The 16036-nt window shown below is 66.3% G+C and carries 14 protein-coding genes; 4 read left to right on the forward strand and 10 right to left on the reverse strand.

Annotated features, from left to right (window positions below; translation table 11 throughout):
- Window positions 1-182: 182 nt before the first annotated feature.
- Together aprA and aprB are read right to left on the reverse strand one after the other, a co-directional pair.
- Window positions 183-2201 (reverse strand): adenylyl-sulfate reductase subunit alpha, encoded by a 2019-nt coding sequence (gene aprA / locus AB1634_14835; protein ID MEW6220790.1) that lies wholly within the window; start codon window positions 2199-2201, stop codon window positions 183-185.
- 78 nt (window positions 2202-2279) lie between these two features.
- The gene (aprB, locus tag AB1634_14840) at window positions 2280-2696 is read right to left on the reverse strand and encodes an adenylyl-sulfate reductase subunit beta (protein MEW6220791.1); all 417 of its coding nucleotides are present in this window, start codon (window positions 2694-2696) and stop codon (window positions 2280-2282) included.
- A 606-nt stretch (window positions 2697-3302) separates the two neighbouring features.
- On the opposite strand from aprB, the gene AB1634_14845 reads away from it, so the two are divergent.
- Together AB1634_14845 and AB1634_14850 are read left to right on the forward strand one after the other, a co-directional pair.
- A complete protein-coding gene (locus AB1634_14845) occupies window positions 3303-4250 on the forward strand; it encodes a YkgJ family cysteine cluster protein (GenBank protein MEW6220792.1) in 948 nt (315 codons plus the stop codon).
- 8 nt (window positions 4251-4258) lie between these two features.
- Window positions 4259-5080 carry an SDR family oxidoreductase gene (locus tag AB1634_14850; GenBank protein ID MEW6220793.1) on the forward strand — a complete coding sequence of 274 codons (822 nt, stop codon included), beginning with the start codon at window positions 4259-4261 and terminating at the stop codon, window positions 5078-5080.
- A 58-nt stretch (window positions 5081-5138) separates the two neighbouring features.
- Here the strand turns inward: AB1634_14850 and AB1634_14855 are convergent, their stop codons facing one another.
- The 3 genes from AB1634_14855 to AB1634_14865 form a co-directional block, all read right to left on the reverse strand.
- On the reverse strand, window positions 5139-5399 hold the full coding sequence (locus AB1634_14855) for a hypothetical protein (protein MEW6220794.1): 261 nt from the start codon (window positions 5397-5399) through the stop codon (window positions 5139-5141).
- A gap of 23 nt (window positions 5400-5422) precedes the next feature.
- Window positions 5423-7207, reverse strand: a complete 1785-nt coding sequence (gene typA / locus AB1634_14860) for a translational GTPase TypA (GenBank protein MEW6220795.1) — start codon at window positions 7205-7207, stop codon at window positions 5423-5425.
- Window positions 7208-7459: 252 nt separating this feature from the next.
- The gene (locus AB1634_14865; GenBank protein MEW6220796.1) at window positions 7460-9076 is read right to left on the reverse strand and encodes a S8 family serine peptidase; all 1617 of its coding nucleotides are present in this window, start codon (window positions 9074-9076) and stop codon (window positions 7460-7462) included.
- Between the two features lie 202 nt (window positions 9077-9278).
- On the opposite strand from AB1634_14865, the gene AB1634_14870 reads away from it, so the two are divergent.
- The gene (locus AB1634_14870) at window positions 9279-9518 is read left to right on the forward strand and encodes a hypothetical protein (protein ID MEW6220797.1); all 240 of its coding nucleotides are present in this window, start codon (window positions 9279-9281) and stop codon (window positions 9516-9518) included.
- On the forward strand, window positions 9515-9907 hold the full coding sequence (locus AB1634_14875) for a type II toxin-antitoxin system VapC family toxin (GenBank protein MEW6220798.1): 393 nt from the start codon (window positions 9515-9517) through the stop codon (window positions 9905-9907). The genes AB1634_14870 and AB1634_14875 overlap by 4 nt, the downstream gene beginning before the upstream one ends.
- A gap of 24 nt (window positions 9908-9931) precedes the next feature.
- Here AB1634_14875 and AB1634_14880 read toward each other — a convergent pair whose 3' ends face one another.
- From AB1634_14880 to AB1634_14900, 5 genes are all read right to left on the reverse strand, one after another.
- A complete protein-coding gene (locus AB1634_14880; GenBank protein MEW6220799.1) occupies window positions 9932-10597 on the reverse strand; it encodes a hypothetical protein in 666 nt (221 codons plus the stop codon).
- A 145-nt stretch (window positions 10598-10742) separates the two neighbouring features.
- A complete protein-coding gene (locus AB1634_14885) occupies window positions 10743-12719 on the reverse strand; it encodes a nucleoside-diphosphate sugar epimerase/dehydratase (protein MEW6220800.1) in 1977 nt (658 codons plus the stop codon).
- Window positions 12720-12903: 184 nt separating this feature from the next.
- Complete coding sequence (locus tag AB1634_14890) at window positions 12904-13506, reverse strand: sugar transferase (GenBank protein MEW6220801.1); 603 nt, start codon at window positions 13504-13506, stop codon at window positions 12904-12906.
- Between the two features lie 29 nt (window positions 13507-13535).
- On the reverse strand, window positions 13536-15137 hold the full coding sequence (locus AB1634_14895) for an AAA family ATPase (GenBank protein ID MEW6220802.1): 1602 nt from the start codon (window positions 15135-15137) through the stop codon (window positions 13536-13538).
- Between the two features lie 156 nt (window positions 15138-15293).
- On the reverse strand, window positions 15294-16036 hold a 743-nt coding region (locus tag AB1634_14900; GenBank protein ID MEW6220803.1), incomplete at its 5' end, for an ATP-binding protein.

Consider the following 16036-nt stretch of genomic DNA (forward strand, 5'->3'; position numbering starts at 1 on the left):
GACAGCCCAGCCCGCTCGGGCTTCTGCTTGGAGCTGGGCTGTCGGCGGCCTGCACGACCGCTTGGTGTGCCACTGGCCAGGACGGTGTCACCTGCCCGGGAGCCGTCCTCGCACAGAAAAATCTCCAGGCACCGCCGGAGCGATGCCTGGAGATCCTGGTGATCACATGCCGCGGAAGGTGCCTACAGCCACGGATCCGTCGGGATGATGTTGACGATGTCCACCTTCTCGCACTTCCATTCCTTGGTCTCCGGATTGAACGTGGAGTTGACGAAGCAGCGCCAGTTCTCCTCGTCCACGGCCGGGAAGTCGGACCGATAGTAGAAGCCGGGGAAGCGGGATTCCTTCCGGAACTCCATATGCCGGATGTGGGTCTCCACGCACCAGATCCGGTGGTAGTTCTCCCAAGCCCGCATCAGCTCATGCAGGTCCCCGGCCGCCATGATCGCAGCGTCCTCACGCAGCATCCGCAGAAGATCCAGGCAGATGTTCAGCAGCTTGCCCGAGGTCATGTAATAGGTCGCCACACCACCGCCGTACTCATCGGTGGCCTTCATCAGGCGCATCATGAGGTGGCCAGGCTTGACGTAGTTGGGGTTGACATCGGCGGCCGTGGTCGCGGCCACGTTGTCCAGGTAGAGCTTGGCCGGTGCGTAAATCTCGGCGGCCAGATCGGCAGCGGTCTGCTTCAGCTCCGGCTTGAAGCTGGCATGATCGCGACAGTACTTCACCATCTGCTTGGCGACGATGCGACCCTCGGCATGGGAGCCGGAGGAGAACTTGTGGCCGGAGGCGCCGACGCCGTCACCCGCGGTGAACAGACCGTCAACGGTGGTCATCCGGTTGTAGCCCCACTTGTACTGGTGGGCCCGGGTCTTGCCCTGGATGTCCGGTACCCAGGCCTCGTTGGGACCGGAGCACCAGATGCCGCAGCAGCCGGAATGGGAGCCCAGCATGTAGGGCTCGGTGGGCATGATCTCGGAGCCGACCTTCTCCGGCTCGATGTTCATGCCTGCCCACAGGCCGGCCTGGCCCACGGACATGTCGAGGAAGTCCTCCCACGCCTCGGACTCCAGGTGCTTCCAGAACTTCTTGACCGACTTCTCATCCATGCCGGCTGCCCGCTTGGCCTCCAGGAAGGCGTTGAGGGCGACGTCAGTGGCCATGTAGATGGGGCCGCGGCCGGCCTTCAGCTCGTTGAGCATCAGGTGGTTCCGCAGGCAGGTCGGGGTGACCGGGGAGCCGCCGTAAGGCATGAACTTGGCCAGCTCGTCCTTGACCGCTGCGGAGTTGGCGTAGAACTCGCCAAGACCATTCTGCACCTTGGCCTTGAAGAGGAGGAACCAGGCGCCCACCGGGCCGTAGCCGTCCTTGAACCGGGCGGGGGTGAAGCGGTTCTCCATCATGGTCAGGGTGGCGCCCACCTGCGCACACATGGTGTAGGTGGAGCCCGCGTTCCACACCGGGTACCAGGCGCGGCCCTTGCCCTCGCCGGTGGACCGCGGCCGGAAGATGTTCACGGCGCCGCCGCAGGCAACCAGCATGGTCTTGCACTTGAAGACATGGACCTTGTTCTCGCGGGTGCTGAAGCCCACCGCCCCGGCGATCTGGTTGGGCACGTTCTTGTCCAGGAGCAGCTTGACGATGAAGACCCGCTCCATGATGTTCTCTTCGCCCAGGGCCTTCTTGCCGGCCTCGGCGACGATGCACTTGTAGGACTCGCCGTTGATCATGATCTGCCACTTACCGGTCCGGACCGGCTTGCCACCCTGGCGCAGGGTCGGGGCCGGCTGAGCGCCGTCCAGGTTGGAGCCGTCGTCGGCCACCTTCCAGATCGGCAGACCCCACTCCTCGAAGAGCTTCACAGACTCGTCCACGTGACGGCCGAGGTCATAGATCAGATCCTCGCGCACCAGACCCATGAGGTCGTTGCGGACCATCTTGACGTAGTTCTCGATGGGGTTTTCGCCGATGTAGGTGTTGATGGCCGAAAGCCCCTGAGCCACCGCGCCGGAGCGCTCCATGGCTGCCTTGTCCACCAGGATGATCTTCGTCCCGGCGGGGGCCCACTTCTTGATCTCAAAGGCGGTGCCGCAGGCGGCCATGCCGCCGCCGACGATGAGGATATCGCACTCGTGCTCGGCGATGGCGGGGTTGGCTACAACGGGCAGTTCGCCCAGCGGTTTGTTCGGCAGTGCCATTGTCAAATCCTCCTTGCGCTATAGTCGTAGTTGACGCAACTGCGTGGTCTCAGACTGGAACTGCTGGTGCGGGCCCGCTCACTTGGGGCTGGGCAGGGCGCCCTCGCCCATCAGGCACTCGTCGTCCAGGTTGGCACCCTTGGCATCGGCATAGGCGTTGGCGCCGCCTTCCGGGGTGGTCCGGATGGGAAACTTGAAGCGCTTGATGTTGCCATTGCGGAACTTGACGGTCCACATGATGGAATCGGAGGAGCGCATGGGATGCACCTGGCCGCCCATGGGCACGAAGTCGGAATAGCCGCGGACCGCGATGGCACCCTGCGGGCAGATCTTCACGCAGGAATAGCATTCCCAGCAGGCATCCGGCTCCTGGTTGTAGGCGCGCATGGCCTCGGTGTTGAGGACCATGAGGTCGTTCGGGCAGATGTACATACAGGCTGTCTTGTCGCCGCCCTTGCAACCGTCGCATTTCGAGGGATCTACATAGCTTGGCATACCCTTACCTCCTGTTCGTTGTTGACGTTCGCGGTTAACCTTCCAACGAAGCCTGTTCGTGGAATCGACCTCTGCCGGCCTTGCCGCCGAACCATCCGCGGTGCCATGAACACTGATTCGGCCTTTGGCATGGACAGCCGGCCCTGCCCCCGCCACCTGCGCCAACCCTTCCGGCCAGGGCCCTCCCCTGCCCTGCAATTTCCTGGCGCCCGCCTCGTCCTCTCGGGCGGAACCCGCCGCATTCGGCCCCGAGATTGGGCCAGGGCAGCCGGATTCCGCGCCTGGACCCTCTGGCGCCGGCCTCGGACCGCATGGGCAGCTGCCGCCCTGGCCCCAGGGTCCTCGGCATCGCGAAAAATGAATACCCACTCAGTTTTCACGAATTGGAATCTAAATAATTGGTCGCCCTGTAAATGTCAAGGAAAAACGTTTCCGGTTATCCTGCCAAGGGGAGATTCCCTGGCAGGTCGATTGAGCCTCTTTCGTCCGGCCAGCCGCCGGTTGACAGAGCTGGTTGGCACGGGTAGTCTTTTTGGCCTTGAACAGCCACGTCCCCCGCCACCGGCGGCAAAACCCGAGCGCTGCTTTTTGCGCAGGAGACAGGAGATGACCCAGGCAGGCACCCCGCCCGACAAGGGGCCCTTTGGCTTCGACACCAACCCTTCCAACATACTGCCGCGCAAATACACAGCGGACAGCCGCATCCGTTTCCGTTGCCATCCCGGAGTCTCCTGCTTCACCGCCTGCTGCGGCACCATCAAGATCACCCTGTCTCCGTTCGATATCCTGCGGCTGCGCAAGCGCCTGGGGATCTCGGCCCATGAGCTTCTTCTCCAGTACACCACGCCGATCTATCTGGAGAAGACCGATCTTCCCGGCGTCATGCTCAAGTTGAGCGAGGAGGGCCGGTGCCCCTTCGTGACGCCCAACGGCTGCACCGTATACAGCGACCGGCCCACCGTCTGCCGGTACTACCCGGTGGGCATGGCCAACTTCCACGAGGGTGCCCAGGAAAGCCAGAGTGCTGAGGAATTCTACTTCATCATCCAGGAGCCCCACTGCCGGGGCTTCGAGGAGGATAAGACCTGGACGATCGCTGAATGGCGGCAGGATCAGGGAGTTGATGTCTGCGACCAGAGGAACAAGGGCTGGATGGAGCTGGTCATGCGCCGCAAGTCCTTCGGGATCCAGGCTTCGTTGAGCGAGCAGGCCAAGAAGATGTTCTTCATGGCCACCAATGACCTGGACGCCTTCCGGCGCTTCGTTCTGGAGAGCTCTTTCCTGGACACCTACGAGGTGGACGATACCACCTTGGCGCGAATCCGCGAGGACGACATCGAGCTTATGCAGTTCGCCTTCCGCTTCCTGGCCTCCTCCCTGTTCGGCACCCAGGATCTCAAGATCAGGGAGGAGAAGATCCAAGCCAAGGTGGCGCAGCTGAAGGCCGAGCAGGAGAGGAAGGCGGCCGAAGCGGACCAGCTTTACGAGGAGCTGGCAGCGGAACGGGAGAAGCTGCGCCAGCAGGTCGCGGAAAAGAAGCACGGCAAGGCCTGAGGGCGGCCATGGAGATCGCCGGCCGGAACGCCCTGGTGCTCGGGGCGACCCGCGGCATCGGCCGGGCTGTTGCCCTCGCCCTCTCTCAGGCCGGTGCCCGGGTGGCGATCACCCACTTCGATTGGCCAGAGGACGCGATCGCCACGGCCGAAGAACTCCGGCAGCTTTCCCCGGACCATCTGGCCCTCTTCGTGGATCTGCGGCAGCCCGCCGCGATCCGGGCCTGCCTGGACCAGGTAGCCCGGACCTTCGGCAGCCTCGCCATTCTGGTCAACAACATCGAGCGGGGCGGCATGCCGGTGGTGCATGGTCCTTATACCGAGGAGCAGTGGGACCTGGAGTGGGCCACCACGGTCAAGGCCAAGTGGTGGGTGATGCGGTATGCCAAGCCCCTGTTGGCGGCCGCCGGCCGGGGCGCCGTGGTGACCATCTCCTCCATGGCCGGCCTTGTGGGCCGCAGCGGACCAGCAGGCCTGGTGTTCAACGATGGCTATGCCGCCGCCAACCGGGCGGTCTCCTCCTTCACCGAGACCTGGGCCCGGGAGCTGGCACCCGGAATCCGGGTCAATGAGCTGATGCTTGGCATCGTCGACACGCGCCACGGCGAGGGCACCCGGGGCTGGAGCCTGTTGACCCCGGCCCAGCGCCAGGCCATCCTCGACCATACCCTCCTGGGTCGCACCGGCCGGGTCGACGAGGTGGTCCAGGCGGTCCTCTTCCTGCTCCGGGATGCCGAGTTCATGACGGGCAGCATCCTGCGCCTGGACGGCGGCTATCCCTTGGGGGGTGAGCCCCCTGCCCCGCTCCCCCCGGGGGTCCTCGGATCGTAGAAGTCCCGCCGCGCCCCGTCGAGGCCGCATGCGCGCGCCCGCCGAAAGCTCTACTTCTTCACTTCTTCACCGCCGCCAGCAAATCGTCCACCGCCCATTCCGGGATGGAGCGCATGATGAGATCCTTGGCGCCCTCCACGGTGGCCGGCTTGGCCTCGGCGATGGTGCTGGCCCAGTCGAACCAGCACAGCTCGCGGCCGTTTTTGTCGTAGACGGTGAAGATGCGGCGGTTGTCCTCATGGACATGCTCCTCTTCGACGATGTTGCCCACGATCCTGGCGGCCAGCTCGTAGGGAATGAACCGGGTTTCCTCGCTCATGCTCGCCCTCCTACCCATCGGCCTCAGCGGCCGAGCTCTCGTTTGCGCAGGCGGATGGCGCCCGGCGTCACCTCCACCAGCTCGTCCTCGGCAATGTACTCCATCGCCTGCTCCAGGGTGAAGCGCCGGGGGGGCACCAGCCGCAAAGCCTCATCGCTGCCGGCGGCCCGCATGTTGGTGAGCTTCTTTTCCTTGGTGATGTTGACCCGCATGTCGTCCGCCCGGGAGTTCTCGCCGACGATCATACCGTCGTAGACCGGATCCCCGGGATTGACGAAGATCACCCCCCGGGGCTGCAGATGGTAGATGGCGTAGGTTACCGCCCGGCCGGCCCGGTCGCTCACCAGCACGCCGTTCGGCCGGCCGGCCAGGGGGCCGGCGTGGGGACCGTAGCCCACGAACAGGGTATGCAGGATGCCCGTGCCCCGGGTATCGGTGAGGAACTGACTCCGGAAGCCGATCAGCCCCCGGGAGGGCACCTCGAACTCGAGCCGTACCCGCCCCGACCCGTGGTTGATCATCCTGGTCATGCGGCCCCGGCGGCTGCCCAGCTTCTCGGTGACGATGCCGACATACTCCTCGGGCAGGTCCACCACCGCCTGCTCCATGGGCTCCTCCAGACCGGCGTCGCTCTGGCGGGTGATGACCTGGGGCTTGGAGATGGACAGCTCAAACCCCTCCCGCCGCATCATCTCCACCAGCACCGCCAGCTGCAGCTCTCCCCGGGCGCTGACCCGGAAGGCGTCCCGGCCCTCGGCATCCTCCACCCGGATGGAAACATTGTGCCGCAGCTCCTTGTCCAAGCGCTCCCGCAGATGCCGCGAGGTGAGGAACTTGCCGTCCCGGCCGGCCAGGGGCGAGCTGTTCACGGAAAAGATCATCGCCAGGGTCGGCTCTTCCACCCGAATGCCTGGGAGAGGCCGGGGGTCAGCGGGATCGGTGAGGGTGTCGCCGATGAACACCGAGGGGATGCCAGCGACGGCCGCGATGTCACCGGCCTGGACGACCTCCCCTTCCTGCCGTTCCAGATCGTTGAAGGTGTAGACCAGGCTGACCCGGGCCGGCGTGCGACGGTCGCCACCCACCAGCAGCACCTCCTGGCCGCGCCGGAGCTGGCCGCTCACCACCTTGCCCACCGCAATGCGGCCAACGAAGTCACTGTAGTCCAGAGTGGTGACCAGAAACTGCAGGGGCTTGACAGGGTCGAAGCGGGGGGGCGGCACCGCGGTCAGGATCGCCTCGAACAGCGGCTCCAGATCTGTGCCGCTCCCCTCAGGGTCGGTCAGGGCGATGCCTGCCTTGGCGTTGGTATACAGGATGGGGAGCTCCAGCTGCTCCTCGGTGGCGTCCAGGTCGATGAACAGATCATAGACCTCGTTCAGCACCTCCTGGATCCGCCGATCCGGCCGATCGATCTTGTTGATGACCACGATGGGAGGCAGGCCGGCGGCCAGGGCCTTGCCGAGAACAAAACGGGTCTGGGGCAGGGGGCCCTCCGCGGCATCCACCAGGAGCAGCACCCCATCCACCATGTTGAGAATCCGCTCCACCTCACCGCCGAAATCGGCATGGCCTGGGGTGTCGACGATGTTGATCTTCACCCCCCGGTAGGTGATGGCCGCGTTCTTGGCCATGATGGTGATGCCCTTCTCCCGCTCCAGGTCCATGCGGTCCATCACCCGGGCAGCCACCCGCTCGTTGGACCGGAAGACGCCGCTCTGCCAGAGCATGGCGTCCACCAGGGTGGTCTTGCCATGGTCGACGTGGGCGATGATGGCCAGATTGCGCAGGTCGTCGCGGAAGGTCATGGGTGCTCCGGCAAGGCACAAAGGGGATACTGGCGCCGACTCCTTGGGGTCAATGTCGGAACCGGTATCGAAAAAGTCGGCCCCCCCCGTTTCCGATACTGACTGCGACTCGGTCCAAACCCCAGTGAGGCGGCACCTTGTGGTCAGGCCCCTGCAAGAGGGATCTTCCCCCTCGCGACCTGAAGCCCCGTGAGGGTACCCGGAATACCGGCGCTGTCAAGGGCCGACGCCGGCAGGCTTCTGGCGAGGCGGTTAGCGAAGGGTCGCGGAGACCACCAAATTGTTCTGGTCGTCCAGCTCCGCCACCTGTCCCAGGGGATCCACCAGGGCGATGAGGCGGCTGCCGGCCGGGCCGCGGCCGGAAGCCAGGCGACGACCAAAGGGCAGGCGGACCTCGCCGCCCTCGGGAATCACCGGCAGCTCCAGCCAGGCCACCGGCGTATCCCCCCGATCCGGTAGGAGGTTCTGGGAAAGGAGGATCAGGACCCCGGCGGCCGGGCTGGCCACGGTGCCGGTGTTGCGGATCACCAGCTCGCCTTCCACCTGGCAGTGGCCTCCCCAACAGCGGCGCTGGCTGGCCGCGAAGAAGGGCGCCAGCTCCGCGCTGGCCGGTGCCGGCTGGCTCAGGGCGGCGGCCAGGGCCAGCCGGGGCTTCACCAGACCGGTCCGCCGGTCCCGGACCGGCACGCCAGCCACCACCAGGCGTGCCACCAGAGCGTCCGGCCCCTCACCGGGAAAGGCGGCGGCCAGCACTGCCAGGGCCCCGGCCACATGAGGGGCGGCCTGCGAGGTGCCGCCCTCCGTGACACCTGCGGCCCGGATCTCGTCGCCCGGGGCCAGCAGCGTCAGATAGGGGGCCGTGTTGCTGTAACAGGTGACCCGGTCGGCGGCCGTGACCGGATCACGGCAGTCGAAGAAGCGCACCGGTCCCAGGTTATCGTCATAGACCGCGCCCACCGAGACCGCCGATGGCGCACAGGCCGGCTCGGCAAGACCAAACCGCAAGGCTTCGTTGCCCGCCGCCACGACCGGCACAATGCCAGCCGCTCGCGCCTCGGCAAAGGCCGCCTCGTATGGGCTGTCGCCGCAAGGGGCCGGAAAGACACCGCTGCCGAGGCTCAAGTTCAGAACCCGAACCCCGAGCTGGGCCTGATGGCCTACCGTCCAGTCAATCGCCGCCAGGATGTCGGCATCCTCGCCCCCGAAACGACCGAAGATGTCCAGACTGATGAGAGAAGCGGCCGGCGCCACGGCGGCGATAACACCGCCAACGTTGGTGCCGTGGCGCTCCCCATCGTCGGGCATGCCATCGTCCGGGGCAAAATCCCGGGCATAGACCACCCGGCAGCCGTCGCCCACTCCTGGGGCAAGGCAGGAGCCGAAGGCCGGCAGGCGGTAGTCGATGCCGCTGTCCAGCACTGCCACTGTGGTGCCAGCGCCGAGATAGCCACCCGCCGCTGCCCAGGGTTGGCCCACCAGGGGCAGGCTCTGGGTCAACAGCCGGTGCCGGCGCTCGTTGGGGAAGACCTGGCGCACCGAAGGCCGGGCACACAGGCGCTCCAGAGCGGCCAGCCGGTGCAACCGCAGCGCCAGAAGCGGCAGGTGCCGGTAGTGGACCAGGGACTCATGCAGCTCGCCGGCCAGGGACGCAATCGTCTCCTCCTGCAGGCGGGCCAGCCAGACCTGCCGCTCCTCCTCGCCGGCGGCATCCAGAGCCTTTCGCCGCCGGAGCGGCAGATCCAGAAGCACCAGGACCTCCTGGGGCTGACCCGCGGTTAGGCCGGCGATCACCGCCGGTGCCGCCTTGCGGTCAGACGCCGTGCCGGCCGCTACCGGCGAGGCAGAGAGGAGCAGCCCCAGCAGGGCCAAGGCAGCCGCGCCTAGCCGCGAGGATCTGACTTGCAACAAGGGTTCCATCAGGGGGGGCTCACCACGCCATCAAGGAGCCAAGTCCGGAGTGCACGGCTCGCCAGCCGGCCGCTGCAGTGTTTGTTCACCAGGCTGTTCTTCTCCTTGCCAGCCGCCTCCGCATAAAATACAGTAAACAGAAATGCGATACAAGGAGCCTCCTATGCCCATCAGCCTGCGCATCCCTCCTCCGACCGAGAAGCTGATCGCCCGTGTGGCCGCTGCAACCGGCAGGACCAAGTCCGCGGTTATTCTCGAGGCGGTGGAGGAAAAACTGGGGATCAGCAGGAGCCGGGCCGCCCTGGTCCGGGAGCTGGCGGGCTTCCTGAGCCATGACGAGGCCGAGGAGCTGCGCCGGGCGACCGACGTCTTTGCAGTGATCCACGAAGGGGACTGGCCGTGAAGCTGGTCTTGGACACCTGCAGCTACAGTGCCTTTGCCGAGGGTGAAGAACGGATCGTCGCGGCCATTGCCGACCATGGCGACGAGCTCTTCTTCCCCAGCATTGTGCTGGGCGAGCTGGCTTACGGCTTCCTGCGGGGGAGCAGACGGCAGTTCAACGAGGAGAAGCTGCACGAGATCATAAGCCGTCTCCAGATCCGTGTCCTGAGCGTCACCGCCGACGTGGCCCGCAAGTACTCGGTGATCTACCAGGCCCTGGCCAGCCGCGGCCAGAAGATCCCCATCAACGATGTCTGGATAGCCGCCTGTTGCATGGAGATCGGAGGCGTACTCCTGACCCTGGACCGACATTTCGCGGTGATCGAGCAGATCGAGGTCTTCCCGCTCTAGCCCCGCCCCTGTGCCCTCCTGGCCTCACGACGTCCTCGCCTGCCGCCGTTCCGGCCAGAAGGCCAGCCCGTAGACCAGAAGCAGCAAGGCCGCCCCCAGGAGGCGCCAGCGCTGTTCGAACAGCCAGGCCAGCTCCGGACTGCGCTGGCGGTCCGTCGCCGGCAGGCGATAGCTCAAGGCCTGCGGCACCTGGAGGCTGTCGATCATCCCCCGGATCGCCTCCTGATACTGCGCCAACTCCGACTCCCGCACCCAGGCCACCAGGTCCAGGTAGCCCGATCGCAGGAAGACGATGGCGGTGAGGTTGGTGAAGGGATCGCCGTCCACGACCACCCGGGCCTGGAAGAAGATGGTATCCCGGGCCGGCAGGTATTCGATGTCCTCGATGGCCACACTGTCCACCTGGGCGGGCAGAAAGCCAGAGACCAGGCGGCGGTTGTGCTCGAACCAGGCATACATCTTCTGGATCCGCTCCTCGCTGATCCGCTCCCCCTCGTGGACCAGCACCAGAAGACAGGGCCCCGCCAGGGTGCCGGTTCCGGGATGGGGGGAGAATCCGGCCGCCAGGGATACCGACCCGGCGGCGTCTGGAGTCACGGGCGGCATCAGACCGGCCAGCTGCTCCGCCGGCAGCGCCTGCCACCCGGCCGGCACCAGGCCGGTGATCGCCTCCGCGCCCTGCCGCCACAAGGGCAGGCGTCCTTCGGTCCAGCCGCTGTTCGCGGCCAAGGCCAGAAGCAACGCGGCCAGAAGGAGCCCCCAGCACGCAAGCGGCCTGGGTCTGGGAGTCCTGATCCGTGCACACCGGCAGCTCATGATCCGGAGGCTCCCTGTTTCAATGGGCGACCGCCGGTGGCTCGGACGCCGCAGCCAGCGCCCGCCGCCAACCGGCCAGCCAGACCGGGTCCATGATGCCGCACTGGGGGGTGTAGCCGTCCACTGCTGCCTGCAGGATGGCCCGCACCTGCTCCTGGTCGAACTCCCGGCAGGCCCCGTCGAGCCGGCCCAGCAGCTGGCCCAGCTCCTGCCAGGGCAGGGAGCGCTCCTCGGCCCGCATGATCATGGGGTGGTCGGTACCGATGACGTTGTCGCCCACCAGCAGCTCCTCGTAGAGCTTCTCGCCGGGCCGCAGCCCCGTAAGCTCGATGGCGATGTCGCCATCCGGCCGCCCCTCCTCGCGAACGGTGAGTCCGCACAGGCGGATCATCTTGCGCGCCAAGTCGATGATCCGCACCGGCTCGCCCATCTCCAGGACAAAGACATCGCCGCCCTGGCCCATGGCGCCGGCCTGGAGCACCAGCTGCACCGCCTCGGGGATGGTCATGAAGTAGCGTACCACCTCCGGATGGGTGACGGTCACCGGGCCACCACGCCGGATCTGCTCCCGGAAAAGGGGCACCACCGAGCCGGAGGAGCCCAGCACGTTGCCAAAGCGAACCATGGTGAAGCGGGTGCGGCCGCCACCCTCCGCGGCCAGGGCCTGGCAGATCAGCTCCGCCATCCGCTTGGTGGCACCCATGACATTGGTGGGCCGCACCGCCTTGTCCGTGGAGATGAGGACAAAGGTCTCGACCCCGGTCTCCAGGGCGGTCTGGGCCGTGGCCAGGGTGCCGAAGAGATTGTTCTGCACCCCCTCGATGGGGTTGTACTCCACCAGGGGCACATGCTTGTAGGCCGCGGCGTGGTAGACGGTATCCACCCGAAAGGCCTCGAAAACCGCCCGCAGCCGGCGCTGGCGTCTGACCGAGCCCAGGATCGGCACCATCTCCAGGCTGGTGCCATAACGGCCCCGCAGCTCTGCCTCGATCGTATAGAGGGCCAGCTCCGAGCGCTCGAAGAGCAAGAGCCGGGCCGGCCCTTCGGCCGCCACCTGCCGGCAGAGCTCCGAGCCGATGGAGCCACCCGCGCCGGTCACCAGGACACTCTTGCCGGCGATGCAGGAACGGATGAGATCCATGCGCGGTGGCACCGGGTCCCGGCCCAGCAGGTCCTCGATCTGGATGTCCTGGATGTGCCCAAGGCCGATGTCCTTGCCCACCAGGACATCCAGGTGGGGCAGGGTCTTCACCTCCACCGGCAACGGCTCCAGGCCACTGAGGATCTCCCGGATGCGCTTCCTGGGCGCCGACGGCATGGCCAGGAGCACCAGGTCCACCCGGTAGCGATCCAGGAGCTCGGGAATCTGGGCGGGCGGGTAGATGCGGCCCTCGGCAATCCTCCGGCCTTGCAGGTTGCGGTCGTCGTCCACGAAGCACACCGGCACAAACTCCGCCGACAGCTGCATGGCGTGCCAGACCTGGGCGCCGGAGGAGCCGGCACCGTAGATCAGCACCCGCCGGCCTGCGCCTCTCCGGGTTGCCAAGCGGGCGTAGAGGATCCGAAAGGCCAGCCGGCTGCCACCCACGGCCAGGAAGGCCAAGGCGCCATAGAGCAGGGGCACCGAGCGGGGAAAGGCCTCCGCCCCGCTGATGAGCAGGAGGGCCACCAGGATGAAGAACGAGGCCAGGGTCGCCTTGGACACCACCCCCAGGGCGTCCAGACTGGCGTAGCGGATGACGGCCCGGTACAGGCCGAGCCGGATAAAGACCGGCACCGACAGGAGGGGCACCGCTGCCAACAGCCAGGCGTACCGCTCCCAGAGGACCGGCCACCAGGATTCGAGCCGCAGGGTCGCCGCCAGCCAGAGAGCAAAGGCCAGGACGAGGGTGTCCAGAACCACCAGGATCCCCCGCTTCGTATAGTAGGAGGAGGCGGCGAGGGCGGTAACCAGGCCCGCGAAAGGGCCCTGGACTGCCGGCTGTCGATCGATCATGGCTCTGGGCTCTGTTTCCGGAAGGATGCCCGAATGGGGTGGATATCGGATCGGACCAGAGGCCGTTATACCGCCGGCCTGCAGCGAAGTCAACGCGGCCGCCCCGCTTACGATCTGCCGCGCAATGGCGATCAGGGTGCGGGATGGTCGTGCACCGCCCTACCCCCCGGGACCTGCACCCGTGTCAGAGGCGGGGGATGATGGCCTTGATGGTCCGCCCAAGGAGGAGCAGGTCCAGGGTCAGGGAACGCTCCCGAACGTAGCGGCGGTAATGGCCGAGCTTGATGGGCAGGATGGTCTCCACGTAGGCGCGGTGCGGATCGGCCGCCTGGGCAAGGAGGGTATTCTCGTCCCGGAACTCGATGGAGGCGAAGTCGGTGATGCCAGGCGGGATGCTCAGCACCTCGTCCCTGACCTCCGGCGGGTAGAGGGCCACATACTCCGGCACCTCGGGCCGGGGGCCCACCAGGCTCATCTCCCCCTTGAGCACATTGAAGAGCTGCGGCAGCTCGTCCAGCTTGGACTGGCGCAGAAGGCGCCCGCTGCTGGTGATCCGCGGGTCCCCCCCCACGGTGATCCTGGGTCCCTTGGCCTCAGCATCCGCGACCATGGTGCGGAATTTCAGGACGAAGAACGGCCGGCCGCCACGCCCAACCCGCCGCTGGCGGAACAGCACCGGGCCTGGGCTGTCCAGACGAATCCAGAGGGCGATACCAGCCAGCACCGGCGCCAGCAGCAGCAGGCCCGGAATGACGAGAACGAGATCGAGGAGTCGCTTGACCTTCATGATCGCCGCCTCCGAGGCAGGGAAGGCCCTCAGGCAGAGGTCTTCCCCCCAGTGCCACCCGGCGATGCCGCCGGAACAGTATCCCGCTCCACATCGAAGGCGACGATGTTGCGGGACTGGCGGGAGAGCTCCACGCCGATCAGGTGGATAAGATGGCCGTGTCCCCGGTACCTGGCCGCATAGCCCCGTTCCTTGATCTGGGCCAGGGCCTTGCCAGGGCCGGTGTTTTCCACCACCTTGAGCTCGAGGATAACGATCTGCCGGTCCAGGAACAGCACCATGTCCACCTGGCCGCGGCTGCTCTTGTCCTCCACCCGGACGTCCAGCCCCAGGGCGGCCAAATGGCTGTAGATCACGCTGGCGTAATAGCCCTCAAAACGGTCCAGATCGTTGCGACGATACCAGTCGTGGGGAATGCTGTCCAGAAGACCGTTCAGATGGCGGCGCACAGCGGCGAAATCCTGATCCCGCAAGGCGGCGAGAATGGAAAGGCGATTGCCCAGGGCCTTGCTGGCATCCAGGCCAAGGCTCGGAATGAGCGCCTCGTTGAGGCTGCTGGCCACCTCCTGGTTGGGAAAGCCCAGGGTGTAGACCCAGCGGCCGGTCACCGGCTCGTCAGCGGCAATGATGGTCAGGTAGCCGGTCTGGAAGAGCAGGGCCTCGGTAGCCATGTCATCCACATCGAACCGGCCCAGCAGATCGGCGCTGGTGGCAAGACGCGCCAGATCCGGCGCGAACACCTGCCGCCGTGCCAGGAGATCGATCAGGAAGGTGGGCGTGCCGGTCTCGAACCAGTACGGCCGGATCTGGCGCTCCTTCAGCACCAGCAGCACATCGAAGGGATTGCAGACCCCCTCGCCCAGCCACCGGTAGCCGTTGTACCAGCGGAGGATCTCCCTCCGGTCCAGCCCTGGCAATTCGGGGCTGAAGACCGTGTCCAGGTCGGTCGCCGTGTAGCCGCAAACCGTGGCATAGTCCGGCGACAGGGTGATGTCTCGCAGGTTGTTCAGGCCGGAAAAGAGGCTGACCTTGGAGAACTTGCTCACCCCGGTGAGAAAGGCGAACTTGATATGGGCATCGACATCCTTGATGACCGAGTACAGGTTCCGCAAGCCGTCTCGCATGGCGCGGGCCACTTCGGGTTGGGTGATGTTGTCCACAATGGGCTTGTCGTATTCGTCCACCAGCACCACCGCCCTCCTGCCAAACCTCTCGTGGGCCCGGCGGATGAGCTGCGCAAACGAGCGGCGGTCGGCAAGGGGGTAGTCGCAGGAAAGGCCCAACCGCTGGGCATTGTCCCGAAGGATCTCCTCCAGCTTGTCGGCCAGATCCCCCAGGCTTTGCAGCACCCCGCCCCCGAAGCTGACCCGGATGACAGGATGGACCTGCTGCCAATCCCACCGGTCGTGGAGAAAGAGCCCCCGGAACAACGGCTCGTTGCCAGCAAACATCTCCGCCAGGGTATCGAGAAAGAGGGATTTGCCGAACCGCCGGGGCCGGGACAGGAAGTAGTACTTCCCTTCCTCGGCCAGCCGCAGGGCGAAGGCCGTCTTGTCCACGTAGTAGCAGTCATCCTCACGGATCTCTCGGAAGGTCTGGATGCCGATGGGCAGCTTTTTCGGTCTCTTCATGGCAACCTCCTTCTTCCAGCGCGGACCGGCGCAGGAAGCGCCCGCTTCCGGTGATCCTGGGCCCCTTGGCCTCCCATCCGTGGCCTCGGCATCACGCTGCCGCTCCGGACACGAACGGCACGTTGGGACCGCTGGCGCTTCGGCAGGAGACCGGCCTCACATCCCCCAGACGGTGATGACCCGCCCCTGGAAGGACTCCTGCCGGCAGAAGATCTTCTCGGACCAGGGCCGCTCCGGCCTGCGGTCGAAGACCACCAGGTGGGCTTCATCCACCCCGCTGCGGTCGGCGTAGTCCCAGGTCTGGGCCAGGCCCTGGCGGACGGTCTCCTCCAGGCCCTTGTGCAGGACCTTGAGCTCGATCACCGCCTTCTGGCGAAGGTCCGGGCCAAGGGGCCAGATGACCAGAAGATCCGTCCGCCGCCGGCCCAGGGCATACTCCCGCTCGATGCGGCCGCCGCCGTTGGCCACCCGCTGGAGATAGGCCTGGAGCAGCAGCTGCGGCCCCGCCTCCCGGTACGAATAGCCGGCCAGCCACGCCTCGGCATTCTCCCGGTAGAACTCCTGGAACCCGGCCAGAAGCTTCCCCACCTCCAGCCGGCCGTCTGCCCCGATGTACCACGCCGGGTTCACCTGGGCCTGCAGATTCATGGCGGTGATGGCGGTGACCTCCCGGGGCAGCACCTCCCGGTAGATGGGGTTTGCCACCCCGTAGCCATCCGGGTTGCGGACAATGAGCCCCAGGTCGATGACATACTCCACGTCGTCCCAGGGCACGCTGTCCGGAACCAGGCTGCCGGCTAAAATCGGCTCCACCACCCGCCGCACCCGCTCCTCCCGCAGCTTGTCCGCCAGCTGATCGAGATGGGTCTCCCGCCGGCTGATGAGATTCTCCTTGGCCG

The organism is Thermodesulfobacteriota bacterium (genome assembly GCA_040755095.1).
In the GTDB taxonomy this organism is placed as follows: domain Bacteria; phylum Desulfobacterota; class Desulfobulbia; order Desulfobulbales; family JBFMBH01; genus JBFMBH01.

Coding starts and splice junctions, on each gene's coding strand:
- aprA (MEW6220790.1), bottom strand. CDS start 2,201: ATGGCACTGCCGAACAAACCGCTGGGCGAACTGCCCGTTGTAGCCAAC.
- aprB (MEW6220791.1), bottom strand. CDS start 2,696: ATGCCAAGCTATGTAGATCCCTCGAAATGCGACGGTTGCAAGGGCGGC.
- AB1634_14845 (MEW6220792.1), top strand. CDS start 3,303: ATGACCCAGGCAGGCACCCCGCCCGACAAGGGGCCCTTTGGCTTCGAC.
- AB1634_14850 (MEW6220793.1), top strand. CDS start 4,259: ATGGAGATCGCCGGCCGGAACGCCCTGGTGCTCGGGGCGACCCGCGGC.
- AB1634_14855 (MEW6220794.1), bottom strand. CDS start 5,399: ATGAGCGAGGAAACCCGGTTCATTCCCTACGAGCTGGCCGCCAGGATC.
- typA (MEW6220795.1), bottom strand. CDS start 7,207: ATGACCTTCCGCGACGACCTGCGCAATCTGGCCATCATCGCCCACGTC.
- AB1634_14870 (MEW6220797.1), top strand. CDS start 9,279: ATGCCCATCAGCCTGCGCATCCCTCCTCCGACCGAGAAGCTGATCGCC.
- AB1634_14885 (MEW6220800.1), bottom strand. CDS start 12,719: ATGATCGATCGACAGCCGGCAGTCCAGGGCCCTTTCGCGGGCCTGGTT.
- AB1634_14890 (MEW6220801.1), bottom strand. CDS start 13,506: ATGAAGGTCAAGCGACTCCTCGATCTCGTTCTCGTCATTCCGGGCCTG.
- AB1634_14895 (MEW6220802.1), bottom strand. CDS start 15,137: ATGAAGAGACCGAAAAAGCTGCCCATCGGCATCCAGACCTTCCGAGAG.